At 59.4% G+C, this 16197-nt stretch carries 20 protein-coding genes; 9 read left to right on the top strand and 11 right to left on the bottom strand.

Annotation, left to right across the window (positions count from 1 at the left end):
* Positions 1-19 precede the first annotated feature (19 nt).
* From ACR0KS_RS13200 to ureG, 9 genes are all read left to right on the top strand, one after another.
* Positions 20-817: an urease accessory protein UreD gene (locus ACR0KS_RS13200; protein ID WP_170566307.1), complete on the top strand. Its 798-nt coding sequence runs from the start codon at positions 20-22 to the stop codon at positions 815-817.
* A 1-nt stretch (position 818) separates the two neighbouring features.
* Positions 819-1121, top strand: a complete 303-nt coding sequence (locus ACR0KS_RS13195; RefSeq protein ID WP_170566305.1) for an urease subunit gamma — start codon at positions 819-821, stop codon at positions 1119-1121.
* A gap of 16 nt (positions 1122-1137) precedes the next feature.
* The gene (locus tag ACR0KS_RS13190) at positions 1138-1299 is read left to right on the top strand and encodes a peptidase M23 (protein ID WP_170385200.1); all 162 of its coding nucleotides are present in this window, start codon (positions 1138-1140) and stop codon (positions 1297-1299) included.
* Positions 1296-1601: an urease subunit beta gene (locus ACR0KS_RS13185; RefSeq protein ID WP_170566302.1), complete on the top strand. Its 306-nt coding sequence runs from the start codon at positions 1296-1298 to the stop codon at positions 1599-1601. Before ACR0KS_RS13190 ends, ACR0KS_RS13185 begins: the two co-directional genes overlap by 4 nt.
* The gene (gene ureC / locus ACR0KS_RS13180) at positions 1601-3361 is read left to right on the top strand and encodes an urease subunit alpha (protein ID WP_170566283.1); all 1761 of its coding nucleotides are present in this window, start codon (positions 1601-1603) and stop codon (positions 3359-3361) included. The genes ACR0KS_RS13185 and ureC overlap by 1 nt, the downstream gene beginning before the upstream one ends.
* 130 nt (positions 3362-3491) lie before the next feature.
* Entirely contained in the window at positions 3492-3716 is a 225-nt protein-coding gene (locus tag ACR0KS_RS13175) for a hypothetical protein (protein ID WP_170566280.1), read from the top strand.
* 28 nt (positions 3717-3744) lie between these two features.
* Complete coding sequence (locus ACR0KS_RS13170) at positions 3745-4197, top strand: urease accessory protein UreE (protein WP_170566277.1); 453 nt, start codon at positions 3745-3747, stop codon at positions 4195-4197.
* Positions 4181-4834, top strand: a complete 654-nt coding sequence (locus ACR0KS_RS13165) for an urease accessory protein UreF (RefSeq protein WP_170566273.1) — start codon at positions 4181-4183, stop codon at positions 4832-4834. The genes ACR0KS_RS13170 and ACR0KS_RS13165 overlap by 17 nt, the downstream gene beginning before the upstream one ends.
* Positions 4831-5475 (top strand): urease accessory protein UreG, encoded by a 645-nt coding sequence (gene ureG / locus ACR0KS_RS13160; protein ID WP_170566269.1) that lies wholly within the window; start codon positions 4831-4833, stop codon positions 5473-5475. Before ACR0KS_RS13165 ends, ureG begins: the two co-directional genes overlap by 4 nt.
* 79 nt (positions 5476-5554) lie before the next feature.
* On the opposite strand, the gene ACR0KS_RS13155 is transcribed toward ureG, so the two are convergent.
* The 11 genes from ACR0KS_RS13155 to ACR0KS_RS13105 form a co-directional block, all read right to left on the bottom strand.
* Entirely contained in the window at positions 5555-6250 is a 696-nt protein-coding gene (locus ACR0KS_RS13155) for an RraA family protein (RefSeq protein WP_170566266.1), read from the bottom strand.
* The gene (locus ACR0KS_RS13150) at positions 6247-6942 is read right to left on the bottom strand and encodes an alpha/beta fold hydrolase (RefSeq protein ID WP_170566262.1); all 696 of its coding nucleotides are present in this window, start codon (positions 6940-6942) and stop codon (positions 6247-6249) included. Before ACR0KS_RS13150 ends, ACR0KS_RS13155 begins: the two co-directional genes overlap by 4 nt.
* Positions 6939-8066, bottom strand: a complete 1128-nt coding sequence (locus tag ACR0KS_RS13145) for a cobalamin-independent methionine synthase II family protein (protein WP_170566259.1) — start codon at positions 8064-8066, stop codon at positions 6939-6941. The genes ACR0KS_RS13150 and ACR0KS_RS13145 overlap by 4 nt, the downstream gene beginning before the upstream one ends.
* Positions 8067-8083: 17 nt before the next feature.
* Positions 8084-9046 carry a cupin domain-containing protein gene (locus ACR0KS_RS13140; RefSeq protein WP_170566255.1) on the bottom strand — a complete coding sequence of 321 codons (963 nt, stop codon included), beginning with the start codon at positions 9044-9046 and terminating at the stop codon, positions 8084-8086.
* Between the two features lie 154 nt (positions 9047-9200).
* A complete protein-coding gene (locus tag ACR0KS_RS13135; RefSeq protein WP_170566252.1) occupies positions 9201-10190 on the bottom strand; it encodes an ester cyclase in 990 nt (329 codons plus the stop codon).
* The gene (locus ACR0KS_RS13130; RefSeq protein WP_480693236.1) at positions 10187-11230 is read right to left on the bottom strand and encodes a LacI family DNA-binding transcriptional regulator; all 1044 of its coding nucleotides are present in this window, start codon (positions 11228-11230) and stop codon (positions 10187-10189) included. Before ACR0KS_RS13130 ends, ACR0KS_RS13135 begins: the two co-directional genes overlap by 4 nt.
* Positions 11230-11994 carry an SDR family oxidoreductase gene (locus ACR0KS_RS13125; protein ID WP_170566249.1) on the bottom strand — a complete coding sequence of 255 codons (765 nt, stop codon included), beginning with the start codon at positions 11992-11994 and terminating at the stop codon, positions 11230-11232. Before ACR0KS_RS13125 ends, ACR0KS_RS13130 begins: the two co-directional genes overlap by 1 nt.
* Complete coding sequence (locus ACR0KS_RS13120) at positions 11991-13046, bottom strand: ester cyclase (RefSeq protein ID WP_170566246.1); 1056 nt, start codon at positions 13044-13046, stop codon at positions 11991-11993. The genes ACR0KS_RS13125 and ACR0KS_RS13120 overlap by 4 nt, the downstream gene beginning before the upstream one ends.
* Complete coding sequence (hisD, locus tag ACR0KS_RS13115) at positions 13043-14374, bottom strand: histidinol dehydrogenase (RefSeq protein ID WP_170566243.1); 1332 nt, start codon at positions 14372-14374, stop codon at positions 13043-13045. The genes ACR0KS_RS13120 and hisD overlap by 4 nt, the downstream gene beginning before the upstream one ends.
* 10 nt (positions 14375-14384) lie before the next feature.
* Positions 14385-14915: an ester cyclase gene (locus ACR0KS_RS13110; RefSeq protein ID WP_170566240.1), complete on the bottom strand. Its 531-nt coding sequence runs from the start codon at positions 14913-14915 to the stop codon at positions 14385-14387.
* A gap of 127 nt (positions 14916-15042) precedes the next feature.
* Positions 15043-16197, bottom strand: coding sequence for a carbohydrate ABC transporter permease (locus ACR0KS_RS13105; protein WP_170566237.1), 1155 nt, complete (start codon positions 16195-16197; stop codon positions 15043-15045).

Here is a 16197-nt window from a genome sequence, read left to right as displayed (position 1 = left end):
ATTGCCCAAGCAGGACGCAATGCCTCCGCGTGCAAAGGGTGCGATTCGCCTGAGTGCCAAGCAAATGGGCGAAAAGTCGGTTTTGGACGGGTTTCGGCAGTCCGGGTCGTTCAAGTGTCTGTTTCCCCGCACCGACGGAAACGCATTGGACGCGGTGCTTTTGAACACGGCTGGCGGGATCACTGGCGGGGACTCGTTCCGCTTTCACGGACACGCGGGACACGGCACCACTCTGACCATAACGACCCAAGCGTGTGAGAGGGCGTACAAGGCAAAACCAGGGCCAGCGGGCAAAATCTACAATCACGTGATGGTTGATGCCGGGGCGCGGCTGAACTGGCTGCCGCAGGAAACCATCCTTTTTGACGGCAGCGCGCTGGATCGAAAACTGTCGATCGAAATGGCACCGGATGCGACTGCACTGCTGGTTGAACCACTGGTCTTTGGACGCGCGGCGATGGGTGAGACCCTAACCAATATCCGCCTGCAGGACAGAATTGAAATCCGGCGGGACGGAGAGGCTGTGTTTCTGGACGCCACTCGGTTCACTGGAAATCTGCACGCTCATTTATCCAAGCCTCACATCGCGAACAAAGCTGGGGCAATGGCGCTGATCGCATTTGCCTCGCATACGGCTGAGGGCCAGTTGGACGCGATCCGCGAGATGCTGCCTGAAACCGCCGGAGCCAGCCTGATCCAAAGCGACCTGCTTGTAGTGCGGTTGCTGGCTGAAAACAGTTTCACACTCCGTCGTTCGCTGATGCCGGTGCTGCGACGATTGAACAACAACACTCTACCCCGATGCTGGATGATCTGACATGAACCTGACCCCTCGCGAAAAAGATAAACTGATGGTCGCTATGGCCGCCGAGGTCGCCCGCAGGCGATTGGCGCGCGGCGTCAAGCTGAACCACCCCGAGGCAATCGCCCTGATCACCGACGCCGTCGTCGAAGGCGCGCGCGACGGTCGCTCGGTCGCGGACATGATGCAGGCCGGGGCCGAGGTGATCACACGGGAACAATGCATGGAAGGTGTACCCGAGATGATCCACGAGGTTCAGGTCGAAGCTACCTTTCCCGACGGCACCAAGCTGGTGACCGTGCACAACCCCATTCGCTGAAAAAAGGAACACCGATATGACCCGTATGCTCTTTCCCGCACTGATCCTTGCTGGCCCTGCCGCAGCCCATAACGGAACGCATGTCCATGCGCACGGTTCGGACTATGCAACTCTGGGCGTTGGTCTGGCGGTCGTTGCGCTGGCGGCCTTGGCCCTGATGGTAAAGCTGAACAAATGATCCCCGGAGAGCTGCTCCCGGCCGAGGGCGAGATCACCCTGAACTCTGGCGCCAAGGCCATTACTCTGATGGTTGCCAATACCGGCGACCGCCCTGTTCAGGTCGGCTCGCACTACCACTTTGCGGAAACCAACCCCGCTCTGGACTTCGACCGGGACGCAGCTCATGGCCTGCGTCTGGACATCGCCCCCGGCACCGCCGTGCGGTTCGAGCCGGGTCAGGCGCGCGAGGTCACGCTGATCCCGATCGGCGGCGCGCGTAAGGTTTATGGGTTCAATCAAAAAGTTATGGGGTCGCTCTGATGCCAGCAACAATCAAACGTTCTGACTATGCCGCCATGTTCGGCCCCACCACCGGCGACAAGCTGCGGCTGGCCGATACCGATCTGGTGATCGAGGTGGAACGCGACCTGACCGCCGAACGCGCGGGGGCCGCCCAGACCGGCGGGGCAGGTAGCAACGCGCTGCTTTATGGCGAAGAGGTCAAGTTCGGAGGAGGCAAGGTGATCCGCGACGGGATGGGGCAGTCTCAGGCCACCCGCGCCGAAGGAGCCGTGGATACGGTCATCACCAATGCGCTGATCGTGGACCACTCGGGCATCTACAAGGCGGATGTGGGTCTGAAAGACGGGCGCATCGCCAAGATCGGCAAGGCCGGAAACCCCGACACGCAGCCCGGCGTCGACATCATCATCGGTCCGGGGACTGAGGCTATCGCGGGCGAAGGGCGTATCCTGACCGCCGGTGGGTTCGACAGCCATATTCACTTTATCTGCCCGCAACAGATCGAAGACGCGCTGCATTCCGGCCTGACGACCATGTTAGGCGGCGGCACCGGCCCCGCGCACGGCACTCTGGCCACCACCTGCACGCCGGGGCCATGGCATATCGGGCGGATGCTGCAGGCCGCAGATGCCTTCCCGATGAACCTGGCCTTTGCGGGCAAGGGCAATGCGTCACTGCCCGCCGCGCTGGAAGAACAGATCAACGCGGGCGCTTGCGCGCTGAAACTGCACGAGGATTGGGGCACCACCCCCGCCGCCATCGACTGCTGCCTCTCGGTCGCGGATGCGATGGACGTGCAGGTGATGATCCACACCGACACGCTGAACGAATCCGGGTTCGTGGAAAACACCGTGGCCGCGATGAAAGGCCGGACTATTCATGCCTTCCACACTGAAGGCGCAGGCGGCGGCCACGCCCCAGACATTATCAAAATCTGTGGCGAGAACCACGTCCTGCCCTCTTCCACAAACCCGACCCGCCCCTTCACCGTCAACACGGTCGAGGAACATCTGGACATGCTAATGGTGTGCCACCACCTCGACAAATCCATCCCCGAGGACGTGGCCTTTGCCGAAAGCCGCATCCGGCGTGAGACGATTGCGGCCGAGGATATCCTGCACGACATGGGCGCGTTCTCGATCATCGCGTCGGACAGTCAGGCGATGGGCCGGGTCGGAGAGGTTCTGATCCGCACCTGGCAAACCGCTGACAAGATGAAGAAACAGCGCGGTCGTTTGCCCGAAGAAACCGGCGAGAACGACAATATGCGCGTGCGCCGCTATATCGCCAAATACACCATCAACCCGGCGATTGCCCACGGCCTCAGCCATCAGATCGGCAGCATCGAGGAGGGCAAACGCGCCGACCTGGTGTTGTGGAACCCGGCCTTCTTTGGGGTCAAGCCCGAGATGGTTCTGCTGGGCGGTACGATTGCCTGCGCTCAAATGGGCGACCCGAATGCCTCGATCCCTACGCCGCAGCCGGTTTATAGCCGCCCGATGTTCGGAGCCTATGGCCGCTCGGTCGAAAATTCGGCGATCACTTTTGTCTCCGAAGCCGCGCAGTCCGAGGGGATCGGTGATACACTGGGGCTGGCCAAGCAAACGATTGCCGTCCAGAACACGCGCAACATCGGTAAACGCGACTTGAAGCTGAACGACGCAACCCCCAAGGTCGAAGTCGACCCTGAAACATACGAAGTGCGCGCCGACGGTGAACTACTGACCTGCCAACCGGCCGAAGTTCTACCGATGGCTCAGAGGTACTTTATGTTCTGACCAAAAATTATGCTGCATTGCAGCATACGCAATGCAGCCATGATCAAACACCCACTACTCAGTGAGGCTGAAATGACAAACTATATGACCCAAGGGAGGACCAACGTTTTGAATACTTACGAGGGTCCAAATGGCAGACACGACACATCAGACACAAACCGGCTTTTCGCTGTCCGGCACAATCGCCGCAGTTGGATCGTCGATTTACTCGGCCCTGATCAGAATGGGCGAAGCCCAGTCTCGGATTCAGCACGTCAAGCACCTGCAGTCGCTCAGCGACGAGGAACTGGAAAAGCTTGGCTTGAAACGCGATCGGATCGTGCACCGCGTCTTCGCGGATTCCATCTGGCTCTGACAGCCGGTACCGCAGTGGGGGCGTACGCATGACCGCCCTGCTCTGCACTGCACGCCAGTATTCAGGTCACTCGCATGGCGATCCTGCGGATCACCTGTCACTGACCTATGAAAACCGTTTTTTGCGTCGGAAGGTTCTGACCTGCGAAAGCGGCGAGCAAATCCTTATCGATCTGGCTCAGACCACGTCGCTGGACCACGGCGGAGCGCTCATCCTTGATGACGGGCGCGAGGTCGGGATTCAGGCAGCGCCCGAGGCATTGCTGGAAGTCACGGCACCAGATCTGATCCGTATCGCCTGGCACATCGGTAACCGCCACACGCCCTGTCAGGTCGAGGCAGATCGGCTGCTGATCCAGGTGGATCACGTCATTCGGGACATGCTTCTGAAAATCGGCGCAACTGTGCGCGAGGTGCAAGAGCCGTTCACCCCCGAGGGCGGCGCTTATGGCCACGGCAGGACACATGGCCACTCCCAGTGACATAGATATCCTGACGTTGTCACAATGGCTGTCACCCGCCTATCCCGTGGGCGGTTTCGCCTATTCGCACGGGCTGGAATGGGCCATCGAATGTGGAAGCGTCACTGATGCAAGCGACACGCAGGAATGGATTGCAGACGTGATCCAGCATGGCTCGGGTCGAAATGACTGCGTGTTTCTTGCCTCTGCATATTCCGCGAAAACTCGGGAAGACCTGGCGGCTGCCGATCAGACAGCCCGCGCTTTTTGCGCCTCGTCCGAGCGGCTACTGGAAACCCGACTTCTGGGCGAAGCGTTTTGCGGCGTAACTGCAGACGTTTGGGCAATGGAAATAGAGAGCCTGACCTATCCGGTGGCGGTAGGCTACGCAGCGCAACGCCAAGGTTTGCCCCTGCCCCTTACGGCGCAGATGTTTCTTCAGGCCTTCATGTCAAATCTGGTCGCATGCGCCACGCGGCTTGTGCCCTTGGGTCAGACCGAGGGGCAACGAATGATCCGCGATCTCACGCCGATTTGCCAGAAGGTGGCGAAAACCGCATTGGACGCAGGGCTGGACGATCTGGGATCAACCACATTCCTGTCCGACATCGCGTCGATGAAACACGAAACTCAATACTCAAGGATGTTCCGAACATGAGCAGCATGAACGGCCCTCTGCGTGTAGGCATCGGTGGACCGGTGGGTGCAGGCAAAACCACTCTGACCGCGGCCCTGTCCGAGGCTTTGCGCGACAAGCTCTCGGTGGGTGTGATCACCAATGACATCTACACACGCGAAGATGCCGAGGCCTTGATGCGGATGCAGATTCTGCCTCAAGACCGTATCATCGGGGTCGAGACTGGCGGCTGTCCGCATACGGCTATCCGCGAGGATGCTTCTATTAACCTAGCCGCAGTTGCCGAAATGCAAGAACGCCACCCCGATGTCGAGGTTGTGCTGATCGAAAGCGGCGGCGACAACCTGTCGGCCACGTTCAGCCCCGAACTGGCAGACGTGACGCTTTACGTGATCGACGTGGCCGCGGGTGAGGAAATCCCGCGCAAGGGCGGCCCGGCAATCACGAAGTCTGACATACTGATCATCAACAAAACCGATCTGGCCCCGCATGTGGGGGCTTCGCTTGATGTGATGGACCGTGACGCAACAAGGATGCGCAATGGGCGGCCCTTCGTGTTCACCTCACTTCGGCACCGCAAAGGTGTTGATCAAATCGTCGCTTTGCTGGCCCAGATAGGCGGATTGAATGTTCCTGATGAGGTGACGGAAGGCGCCGCGTAAGGTTCTGCCTGCCAAGACAGACATCGCCGATACAAGAGCGGGCGACCGGTCAGTAGCTTAGGTTTGACGGCGCTTGCCCTCAAACCCTGGCTTTTTCAAAAGCTGTCCACGCGGCTTGGAATGCGTCAAAGTCAAAGTCAGGCTGTGTGGCTGCATCCAGAATAATGCGCTCGGTCGACAATAGCTTTTGGATAGCACCTTCCAACTGATCGACAACATCTTCAGGCACTACAAGCGCACCGTGCCGATCGGCGTGTATCAGGTCATGCGGATTGACGGTCAGGCCAAAAACCGAAACGGCGGTATCGATCTCTCGAACATGGACGAAACCGTGGCTTGGCCCGACAGAGCCAGCAACCACGGGGAAACCTGCTGGCACACCCCCGAGGTCACGCATCACACCGTTGGTCAAAGCGCCGGATATTCCGAACCCCTTGTGAATTGAGGTGTTGATTTCACCCCAATAGGCACCGATGCAATTCGGAAAGTCCACATCTTCCAGCACTGCAACCGATGGGGCGGGCGCATCAGCCATATATTTGTAATACGCCATGCGGCGGGTTCGGATGACGTCCGCAGGCTCGGTGGGCGGGTTTACCGCCGCGATCTTGGCAGTACGGGCGTAGCCAACGATTGGGGGTTCGTCCGGTGCAGAACACAACATGGTTCCGCGTGTGAAGCCGTCAAAGCCTCGTTTGCCCTGCGCAACTTCGATCGCGTTGCAGACGGTTGGCGTATCAACCTTGCGAAGTAGTGACAAAAGGGACGGTGTCATGTGTCCTCCAACCAGCGGATCAGGGCCGCCGTGGTTTCATTTGGTTTTTCCAACGTCGGCAGGTGGCCCGCGCCTTCGATGATTTCAAGCACACTGTGTGATAGCAGATCGTGCATTAACTGGTGCCGCTCGACGGGGCATAGACCATCTTCCCTGCCGCATAGCACCAGCGACTTTCCCGGATAGGCGGACAGGGTCGCCCGCTGGTCGGGGCGATCCATCAGCGCCTTGGATTGGCGCAAGAACACGTCCGCACCCAGATTCGTCGCCATTTCCATGCACAAGTCCAGAATAGCGCCCTGACGCGGCCCGTCGGCCAGATAGTTGGGCTTCATTTCATCGCGCATCACATGCCACAAACGGCCCTCGCGCACGGCGGCCATCTGGGGTCCGCGTCGCGCTTTGACCTCGGGCATCTCGGCCAGCGGATTGGTGTCCAACAGCGCAATGCGCGAAACACGCCCGGCCCCTTGTCGCAGCACCTCCATCGCCACGATGCCACCCATCGACAAACCGGCCAGAGCAAAGACCGGCGGCGCAGAGCTCAGGATGTCGGCCGCCATGTCCTGAACGTTGTCATGCATACCTAGCGGAAAGGTCATCAAAGGCATCCTGCCGGACAACACTTCGATCTGGGGTCTGAAAAGACGGGCATCACACATCATGCCCGGCAAGAGGATCAACGGTGTCATGCCGAGGCCAGCTTTGCGCCCTCGGACAACGCGCCCAGCTTGGCATATGCGATCTGAGGGTCAACGGCGCCAAAACCCGCAAAAGTGCCGAAACCGCAATCGCTGCCGGCGATCACCCGATCCGCGCCGACAATATCGGTAAAGCGTCCGATCCTCTGCGCCACAAGTTCCGGGTGCTCGACGAAATTGGTCGTCGTATCGACAACGCCGGGCACAAGCATCTTGTCGTCGGGAATCTCAGCCTTGCGGTCACGGAACACGGTCCATTCATGCGCATGGCGCGGATTGGAGGTTTCAAACAGCACATAGCGCGACTTGGTGGCCATCAGGGTGCTGAACACCTTGTCCATTGCGATGTCGCAACAATGCGGCCCTTCATAGTTGCCCCAGCAGATATGCACCCGAACGCGGTCCTGCGGCACGTTCTGAAGCGCGTGGTTCAGGGCTTCGACATGCATGTTAGCGATCTGAACGAAGGCTTCGTCGGTCAGGTCCGTGAACAGCATATGGCGCGACAGGGCCAGATCGGGGCAATCGAGTTGCAGGTCCAGACCCGCGGCCACAATCGTCTCGTATTCCCCTTTCATCGCGTCTGCCAATGCCGAAAGGTACGCTTCACGCGTGGGATAGAAATCGTTCTGCAGGAACAGCGAGATGACACCCGGAGATGCCGCGTTCATGAACCCGCGTTCGACCCCGTGCTGTTTCATTGCCGCCTTCAGGTTCGCAATATCCTTTTCAAGCTCCCCCTGCCCTTTCGAGCGGACCTCGCCCGTGCACATTGGCCGCGCATACTGGGGTGTGCCACCATCATCCGCCAGACGTTGCAGAAAGCCGGGAAACATCTTCAAATCGGCAGGCGCATTGCGCGGGCTGTCACCGGAAAAACCTGTGTAGCGGTCTTTGACATAGGTTGCGTAGGAAATCTTTGAGGTCTCGCCATCGCTGACTATGTCAATTCCGGCCTCGACCTGCTTGCGTACCGTCTCTGCGACCGTGTAGGCCATGCACGCATCGAAAGCGCCTTGATCGAACGCTTTTCCGTTTTCGCGGGCAAAGATAAAGTCCACGACCTCCTGAGTTCGGGGCAGAGACCCCACATGTGTGGTATGGATTTTGGTCATGCAGAGCCTCCGGTTTCCTATTGCCCGATCCAGGTCGCGCCCGCCGGGTCGTCGGTCGCGGTGATCCGATACAAGCCCGCCTGCCCGGTCATCGACGGTGACACGCTATAAGCCTCACCGGGTAGAACCAAAGCCGTGTCACCCGTGGACAATGTGGTTTCGTATCCATCGACCGCAATGCGCCAGTGGCCGCTTGCGGGCATAAGAACCACGGGCCTTTCGGCCTTTACCGGGTCTGTCACACAAGACCCGCGCCCAAGGAAGTCGACCTCGAATCCGGGCTTGTCCCTGATCATCCCGTTCTCGCCGATCACCTGCGCGGGTGTGTTGGCCGACAACGCCATAAGATCCCAATACCGCGCGACATACTTGCCGACGACATCCTCGACAGGAACTTCGGGATAGTCTTTCAGTTGCTCTTCGGTCAGCAAGGGCATCGGGCGGACATTGTGGGGCAAATCCTGCCCCTTTTTGGAGTCATAAAGAACCCCGTTGTCGCCCAGCATCAGCCCATGCGCCTGAGCGTCCTCGATCACCTGTGGAGCCCACGTCACCCCGCCGCCTGCATCATCTCCGCCAAGGATCGACATGATCATGCCGTAGTCCTGGCCGACATTTTCAAAACCGCGGAAGATGCCCGTGGGAATGTTGAAGATATCACCCTCTTCGGCGATGAACTCGCCCGCCGTCCCGTAGCGACCCCAGAAAAAGCGCCAACGGCCCTTGGCAACAAAGAACACCTCGGCCGTGGTGTGGCTGTGCAGCGAGTTGCGGCACTTGGGCGGCTGTCCCGCCGCGCCAATGTTGAACCCGATCTTATCGGTGATGTGGACATGCTGATCAGGCGACTCGGACACCCCGCCACCGATGATCGTGAAGTTTTCCTTTTGGTCCGAACCCGGCGTGTGGGCGTCGATAAAGGCAGTTTTGCAGGGCTGCAGTTCGCCATAGCGAACGATGCGGTGTTGGATTGTGCTCATGATAGTCTCCGAAACGAATAACAGTGCGGCGGGTCGGTCAAACCCATTGCGCCCGGAGGACGATTGTTCAGCCGCCTTGCCCGCAAAGACGCCCGGTGACCATGCAGCCGCCGGGTTCCTTCGCTGGTATCGAGCAAGGCAAAGCTATGCAGCATTACACGCCCCCTGTGGCCAGCAGCACCTGCTTCCAAACAGCGGTTTCATCGAACAGGGTCCACTCACGGCGAACCCTGATGTCACCGCCAATCAGCTCTCCCCACTCGACATGGCTGATGCCCAGAACATAAAGCTCGGCCCCTGTGGGCGCACCAAATGTGCCCCAACCGTCATGGGTTCCGTGCAGGCTCCACCGCAGGGCCGAGCGCGGCGGCATGTTAGGATCGTCGCGCCCGATCTGGTGATGGATGGTGAACGTGGCGTTGGGCATCGCGGCACGCAATGACATCCAGAACCGGTCAACCGGATCCCACCCATGCCCAGTAACACCACCCGGGTATTCGGATTGCACGGCCCTGTCATAATCACGCTCGACCGCGCCCATATCCGCGTTCATCATCCGGGTCAGCAGATCGGCATGACGCTGGCCCCACGCGTTGTCGTTTCCCTTTCCCTTATAGGGACCTTCGACATCGTTGGACGGGGTCAAGGGCCGAACGCATTTTTCAGGGCCGCCTTCCCGCGCGATCAGATCGGCCGCATAGTCCTTGGGATTCCAGCCCAGCTGACGGACGATCGCCCCCTGATCCCGGATCAGCCATTCATCATCAATCTTGTTATCTTTCGCATGACAATCCGCAAGAATCCGGTATTGCAGTCTGGTTCCCTTGGGCTTGCCGTAGACGCCTTCGCTTAGATGTGTGGCCGTGGACAGAATGCGATGAGAGCTGAGCATGCCTTGTTCGGGGGTGCCGGACCAGATCACGTCCTCGCCCAGCAGTTGACGATCGGGGAACTCTGCCAAGGTCGCCATGGTCGCGCCGATCACATTCTGGTTCCCCAGAACAACGGAGCCGGGCGAGCGGACCACGATGTCCTCACCGTAATAGTCGTGCAAGGTCGCGATACCGCGATCTTCCCAGATTTCCTTAGTGATTCCGACGATATAGTCCGGGAAATCCCGGAATTTCGGATCAAAGCCCTTCATGTTTCTGTCCTTTGTGGAGTCCAACCCTGCGGCAGCCGCGCCGAGGTTCGCACGACCAGCGGGCCGTCAATCGCGACCTTGCGTGGCTCGGCTGCATCGGGATTTTGAATGTGATCCAGCAGGGCCGCGACGGTTTCCGCGACCATCAGATTGGCCCGCTGTCGGATCGTTGTCAGGTTATAGGCTGGCCATCCAGCCGGAGGAACGTCGTCATACCCAACGACCGAGACATCCTCGGGGATGCGCAATCCCAGTTCAAACCGGATTACGTCCATCACGGCCAATGCCATGTGGTCATTGGCCACAAATACCGCGTCGGAGCGTTTCCCGGGGTCTACATCAAACATCTGACGCGCAGCGGCTTGGGCGTTTTCGGTGTGAAACATCCCGTCCTGCACGGCAAATACGGATCGACCCGCTTCGGACAACACCGCCCGAAAACCTGCCTCACGGTCCCGCTGAGTCGAGGCGCCCTGCCACCCCGAGATATAGCCAATTCGCTCGTGCCCACCTGCCAACAGGAACTCGGCCACTTTGCGGCCGCCTGCGTAGTTATCCGACGTGACGGTGGTGATCCCCTCGATATCCTGACTGCGGTTGAACAGGACAACCGGGACACCCGCCTGCTGGCACCGCGTTGCGATATCGGAAGACATCGGAACCGAGGCCAGAACGACGCCGTCGACCTGATAGTCCAGAATCTCCTCCATCACGTCGTCGATGTTGCCAGCCGACCGAGAGGCCATGAATATCAGAACGTGATAGCCATGCTCTTGCAAACCGTTCGACAGTTTCTCCAACGCTTCGGGATAAAAGTAGTTGTCCAGATAACCGACCACCAAGCCGATGATACGGCTTTTGCCCGAGACCATGGCGCGGGCCAGCACGTTTGGGCGATACCCCAATTCTTCGGCGGCTTTGCGCACTTTTTCCTCGGTCTTCTTGCTGACGGATGCTCCGGGCGTGAAGACGCGGCTGACTGCGGACTGGCTGACGCCTGCGCGCTGCGCGACCTGAAGGGATGTAACTTTCTCAGCCATCAGTCTGCCGTCCACCCGCCGTCAATCAACATGGATGTCCCAGTCACAAGCGCCGAGGCGTCGGACGCCAAGTAGCGCACGGCACCCATGATGTCCTCGACCTCGCCCACGCGGTCCAGCTTGATCTTGTCCATGATCCATGCGGCCCGTTCGGGATTGTCGAAGGTCGATTGCGTCAGCGGCGTGCGAATGAAGGTCGGGCACACGGTGTTAATCCGTACGCCCTGTTTGCCCCATTCGATGGCCATCGACTTAACCATGCCCTCTAGCCCGTGCTTGGTCGCGCAATATACCGCCCGGTCAATCCCGCCGACATGACCCATCTGGCTTGAGATATGGATGATCGAGCCGCGTTTGCCCGCGTCAATCAAAGCCTTGCCTGCAAAGGCCGACAGGAAATACGCGGATCGCAGGTTCAAATTTGTGACCGCGTCGAAATCCTCGGGCGTTGTCTCAGTCGCCGGGCTGTGCCGCGCCAATCCCGCGGAATTGACGACCACGTCAAAAACACGGGACGCAAACAGGGCCTTCAGCGCATCCAGATCCGTTTGATCCACAACCAATGCCTCTGCGGACCAGCCGTTCGATTGCAATGCGGTCACCGTATCCTGCAACCGATCTGCCCCGCGCGCCGCACACACCACATGCGCCCCGGCCTCGGCCAGAGCAACGGCACATCCCTGCCCGATGCCCGAGGACGCTCCGGTCACCAGGGCGGTTTTGCCGTTCAGGGAAAAAGAGGGCGTTCGGGGCAGTTCTGTCATTGGCTCATTCCGTCAGGTATTTCGATACGGCCCAAATTTCGGGCCTTATTGAATTCCCGCAGACGGGCAAAGACGTCAACGCCAAGCTGCTGGTAAGCATCCAGAAGATCGACCAGCACCCAGTTTTCGCGAATTTTACCGTCTTCGAGACGCCAGAAATCGAGGCTGCGCATGGTGATCTTTTTGCCGGAAGGCGCAATGCCCATCCAGCCGTCATGGGTCACGGTCTGGATCATGTTGGGCCAACCAGTGACGGCCGCATACTCTCCATCTCCGAAGAAGTGATAGGTGATGTCATCCACATACTGCCCGCGATCCGGCATCCCGCTCAGGAACGGGATCTGATGCCAGTTACGGAACCCGGAAATACCCCGCCCGGTGCCGATCCCGGACGGGCCGTACCAGTTCATGCGGGGATGCCAGAACCGCTCCATCTCCATCACTTCGGGACCGCCCTCTGACGGGTGTTTCTTGAGGTATTCCAGCATGTCGATGATGTGCTGACAGGTTTCCCTGCCCTTGGCCGCATCATAGGGGCCGGGCACAAACCCATCCTGCGTCGCAGGGCCGGGCACGTGCCATTCGCGGCCAAGGCTGGGGGCCATGGGCCACGCATTTGCCTGTATCATCACTTCGGGGATATCCCAAAGCGCCTGCATCTCGACCACATTGCCATCCTCGAACCGGTAGAATTCGTGGAACCGCATCGTGACCTGATGACCTGTTGGCGGGATATCCAGCCATGGTCCGGTGAAGGTGCCCGTGTAGTACCCGCCGCACCCGACCCAATCAGCGCCAAACTCATCCGGTCCGGCCATGACGATATAGTCGCGCCGCTCCAGATCGGGCCAGGCCGTCAGCAAGCCTTTGTAGACGCCATCGTAGTAGGTATCGCTACCGGTCATGTCTCCGAACGGATGACATAGGCGGAACAAGGCGTCGGGTGCACAGATGTCAGCCAGGGCGCGGCGCACCCCGGCTTCGGAAAAGTCGTACATCGCCGCCCTCAGCGGGGCGATCAGGTCTTTGTGGAGACTGTGCCGATCGCTCATTCCGCCGCATCCCTATACGGCGCGGCCTTTCCGTAAGGCACGTTGATGCCCCCGTACCGGCGAACGCGCACGTTGCATTGTTCCGCGTGCCCCACAAACCCTTCCAGCATGCACAGGCGCGAGCCATATTCACCGATCAGCGTTGCCGCTTCGTCGGTCAGAACCTTCTGATAAGAATGTGTCTTCAGGTATTTGCCGACCCAAAGACCGCCCGTGTATCGCCCTGCTTTCTTCGTGGGCAAGGTGTGGTTCGTCCCGATCACCTTGTCCCCGTTCGACACATTGGTACGAGGCCCAAGGAACAGCGCCCCGTAGCAGGTCATGTTCTCAAGGAACCAATCGTCACGATCCGTCATCACCTGCACATGTTCCGAGGCAATGTCGTCGGCCACTTTCAACATCTCGTCATAGGTGTCGCAAACGATGACCTCGCCATATTCCGCCCATGATACTTTGGCGGTGTCCGCCGTCGGCAGAATGTCCAGCAGCCGGTCAACTTCGGCCAGAGTTTCCTCGGCCAGTTTGCGCGAGTTGGTCAAAAGCACGCAGGGGCTGTTATATCCATGTTCAGCCTGACCCAGCAGGTCGGTGGCGCACAATTCCGCATCGGCGGCGGTTTCATCTGCAATCACCATGGTTTCGGTCGGGCCTGCGAACAGGTCGATACCGACCCGGCCAAATAGCTGGCGTTTGGCTTCGGCGACAAAGGCGTTGCCGGGACCGACCAGCATATGAACGGGGTCGATTGTCTGAGTGCCAAGCGCCATTGCGCCAATGGCCTGAATGCCGCCCATGACGTAGATTTCGTGCGCTCCGCCCAGATGCATGGCCGCGATGACCGCCGGGTTTGGCTTGCCCTGAAACGGAGGCGTACAGGCAATGATGCGTGGAACACCCGCAACGGACGCCGTCGCCACCGACATATGCGCCGACGCCACCATCGGGAACTTACCACCGGGGACGTAACAGCCAACGGACTGCACGGGGATATTCTTGTGGCCCAGTATGACGCCCGGCAGGGTTTCGACCTCGATATCCAGCATCGAATCCCGTTGCGCCTGCGCAAAGTTGCGCACCTGCTCTTGCGCGAACTTGATATCCGCCAGCTCACGGTCGGAAAGCTGGCTGATCAGGTCTTCGATTTGGTCCTGCGACAGCCGGAACGAGGCCGGTGAATAGTTGTCGAACTTCTCGCTCAGTTCGCGCACGGCGACATCGCCGCGGGTTTCAATGTCTTTCAGCGTCGCTTCGACCACGGCACGGGTTTTGGCGTCGTCGTCGGCCCGGTCAGCGTCAGATTTACCGCGTTTGAGATACTCGATTGCCATTTTTCAATCCTCAGTTTTCGGGCCGAGGCGGAAGTTTTTCCCCTCGGTCAAATGCTTCCCAACCCTGGCCGTTGAACAGGTCAACGCCCAGTTGGGCGGCGACATGGGCAAAATCCACGTTCACCCAGTTGTCGACAATCTTGCCGTCGACGACTTTCCAGAAATCCATGTACCGGATCTCGACCCGCTTTCCTGTCGCGGCGATGCCCAGAAATTCGCCGGAATGGGTTGCTTCCTGACGGCCAAAGGCGGCAGCCCATTCCCCCATGTAAAGGCGGGCCTCATCAATGCAGACCTTGTCGGAAAATGCTGCCTGAAACGGGCGCTGCCAGTTGTTCTGGAATTCCTGCAGGCCAGTCTTCGTGCCGCAGCCCTGATTGCCCATCCAGCGAAAGCCCTGCGCGAAAAACTCGCCAATGTCGTCAATGCGATGGTCATTCAGACCATCCACCATGGTTTCGATAACCCGGCGCGTGTCGTCTGTTTTGCTCAGGTCTGTGTCACGGGTCAAAACCGCTTGTTCGGGGCGCGAACCTTTCATTTCCATATCCTTTCAGGTTTCCAGAGAGTGGTGTTGGGGGCGTGACCCCCGACACTCAGAAAATCTCTGGGCATCCTGTTCAGCGCCGGGTGGCGCGACATGGCGTTATGGCGGGCGTGGTTGCTCATCAGCCCTTCACCGCCCCTGCTGTCAGACCGCTGACAATCTGGCGCTGGAAGATCAGGACAAGGAAGATCAGCGGCGCGGTGATCGAAACGGCGGCGGCCACGGCGACGACCTGATCGGTGGTCGTGGTCTCGCGGTTGAACATGCCGACGATGGCCGGAACCATCGTCTGGTTCTGGGCGTCCAGCAGCAGCGCGGTGACCAGAAAGTCGTTATAGGCCAGAAGGAAACTGAACAGACCGGTTGTGATAACCCCCGGCCACATGACTGGCATGATCACACGGCGGAACGCCTGGAAATGGCTGCACCCATCGACGCGGGCGGCCTCGTCCAGTTCGGCAGGGATATTCTGAAAGAAGGACCGCAGCATCCAGATGGTAAAGGGTTGGTTGATCGCAACCAGAACCGCGATGACCGCGAAAGGCTTGCCATACAGGGTCGGCGCGTTTTCCCCCAGAATGGGGCTGAGCCATTCGGCCGAGTTGATGAAGACCGGCAGGTAGCCCGCAACCAGAACCGAATGCGGCAGTGCGCGGAACACCAGCGCCACGATCAGGATCCAAAACGCCAGCGTTGACCCGGACCGTGCCAGACCGTACCCGGCCAGCGTTCCGACGGTCAGGGACACGGTAACCACCCCGGTCGTAACGATCAGCGAGTTCTTGAAGTTGTTCGAGAACCCCCGGTCAATCCAGACCGTTTTGTAATGTTCGGTGGTCAGGCCCAACACGTCCCTTCCAAGAGGGCCGAACAGTGGATTCAGCACATTCAGAATGGCGGGAAGTACGACAAAGAACACCATCAGGAAGCCAACCAGCAAGGCCAGCACGCCGATCAGCCAGCCAAACCACTCCTGCCCGGGCTTGGCGTAGGATTTGATCATCGACGGCAGCCTTTTGGTTGCCAGAGTGATCGTTCCCCAGATCACCGCGATCCCCAGAATGATGTCCAGCAGGGACAATCCCTTGCCGACGCCCAGGGTCGCGGGGCCAAAAATCACGTTCAGCGCGTTGCTGTCAAAGGCATCGACGGGTGACTTGAAGCTCATCACCACGATCCAAAAGATCGGGAAGGCCGCGATCAGGCACCAGAGCGCCAGAAAGATCTTCGAGGTCAGCCGCAGGCTGAAAGGCTGGCGAAGCGCGCGTGAGGACAT

The sequence above is a fragment of the Ruegeria sp. BC7 genome, from assembly GCF_056539165.1.
This window is presented reverse-complemented; position numbering and strand designations above follow the sequence as displayed.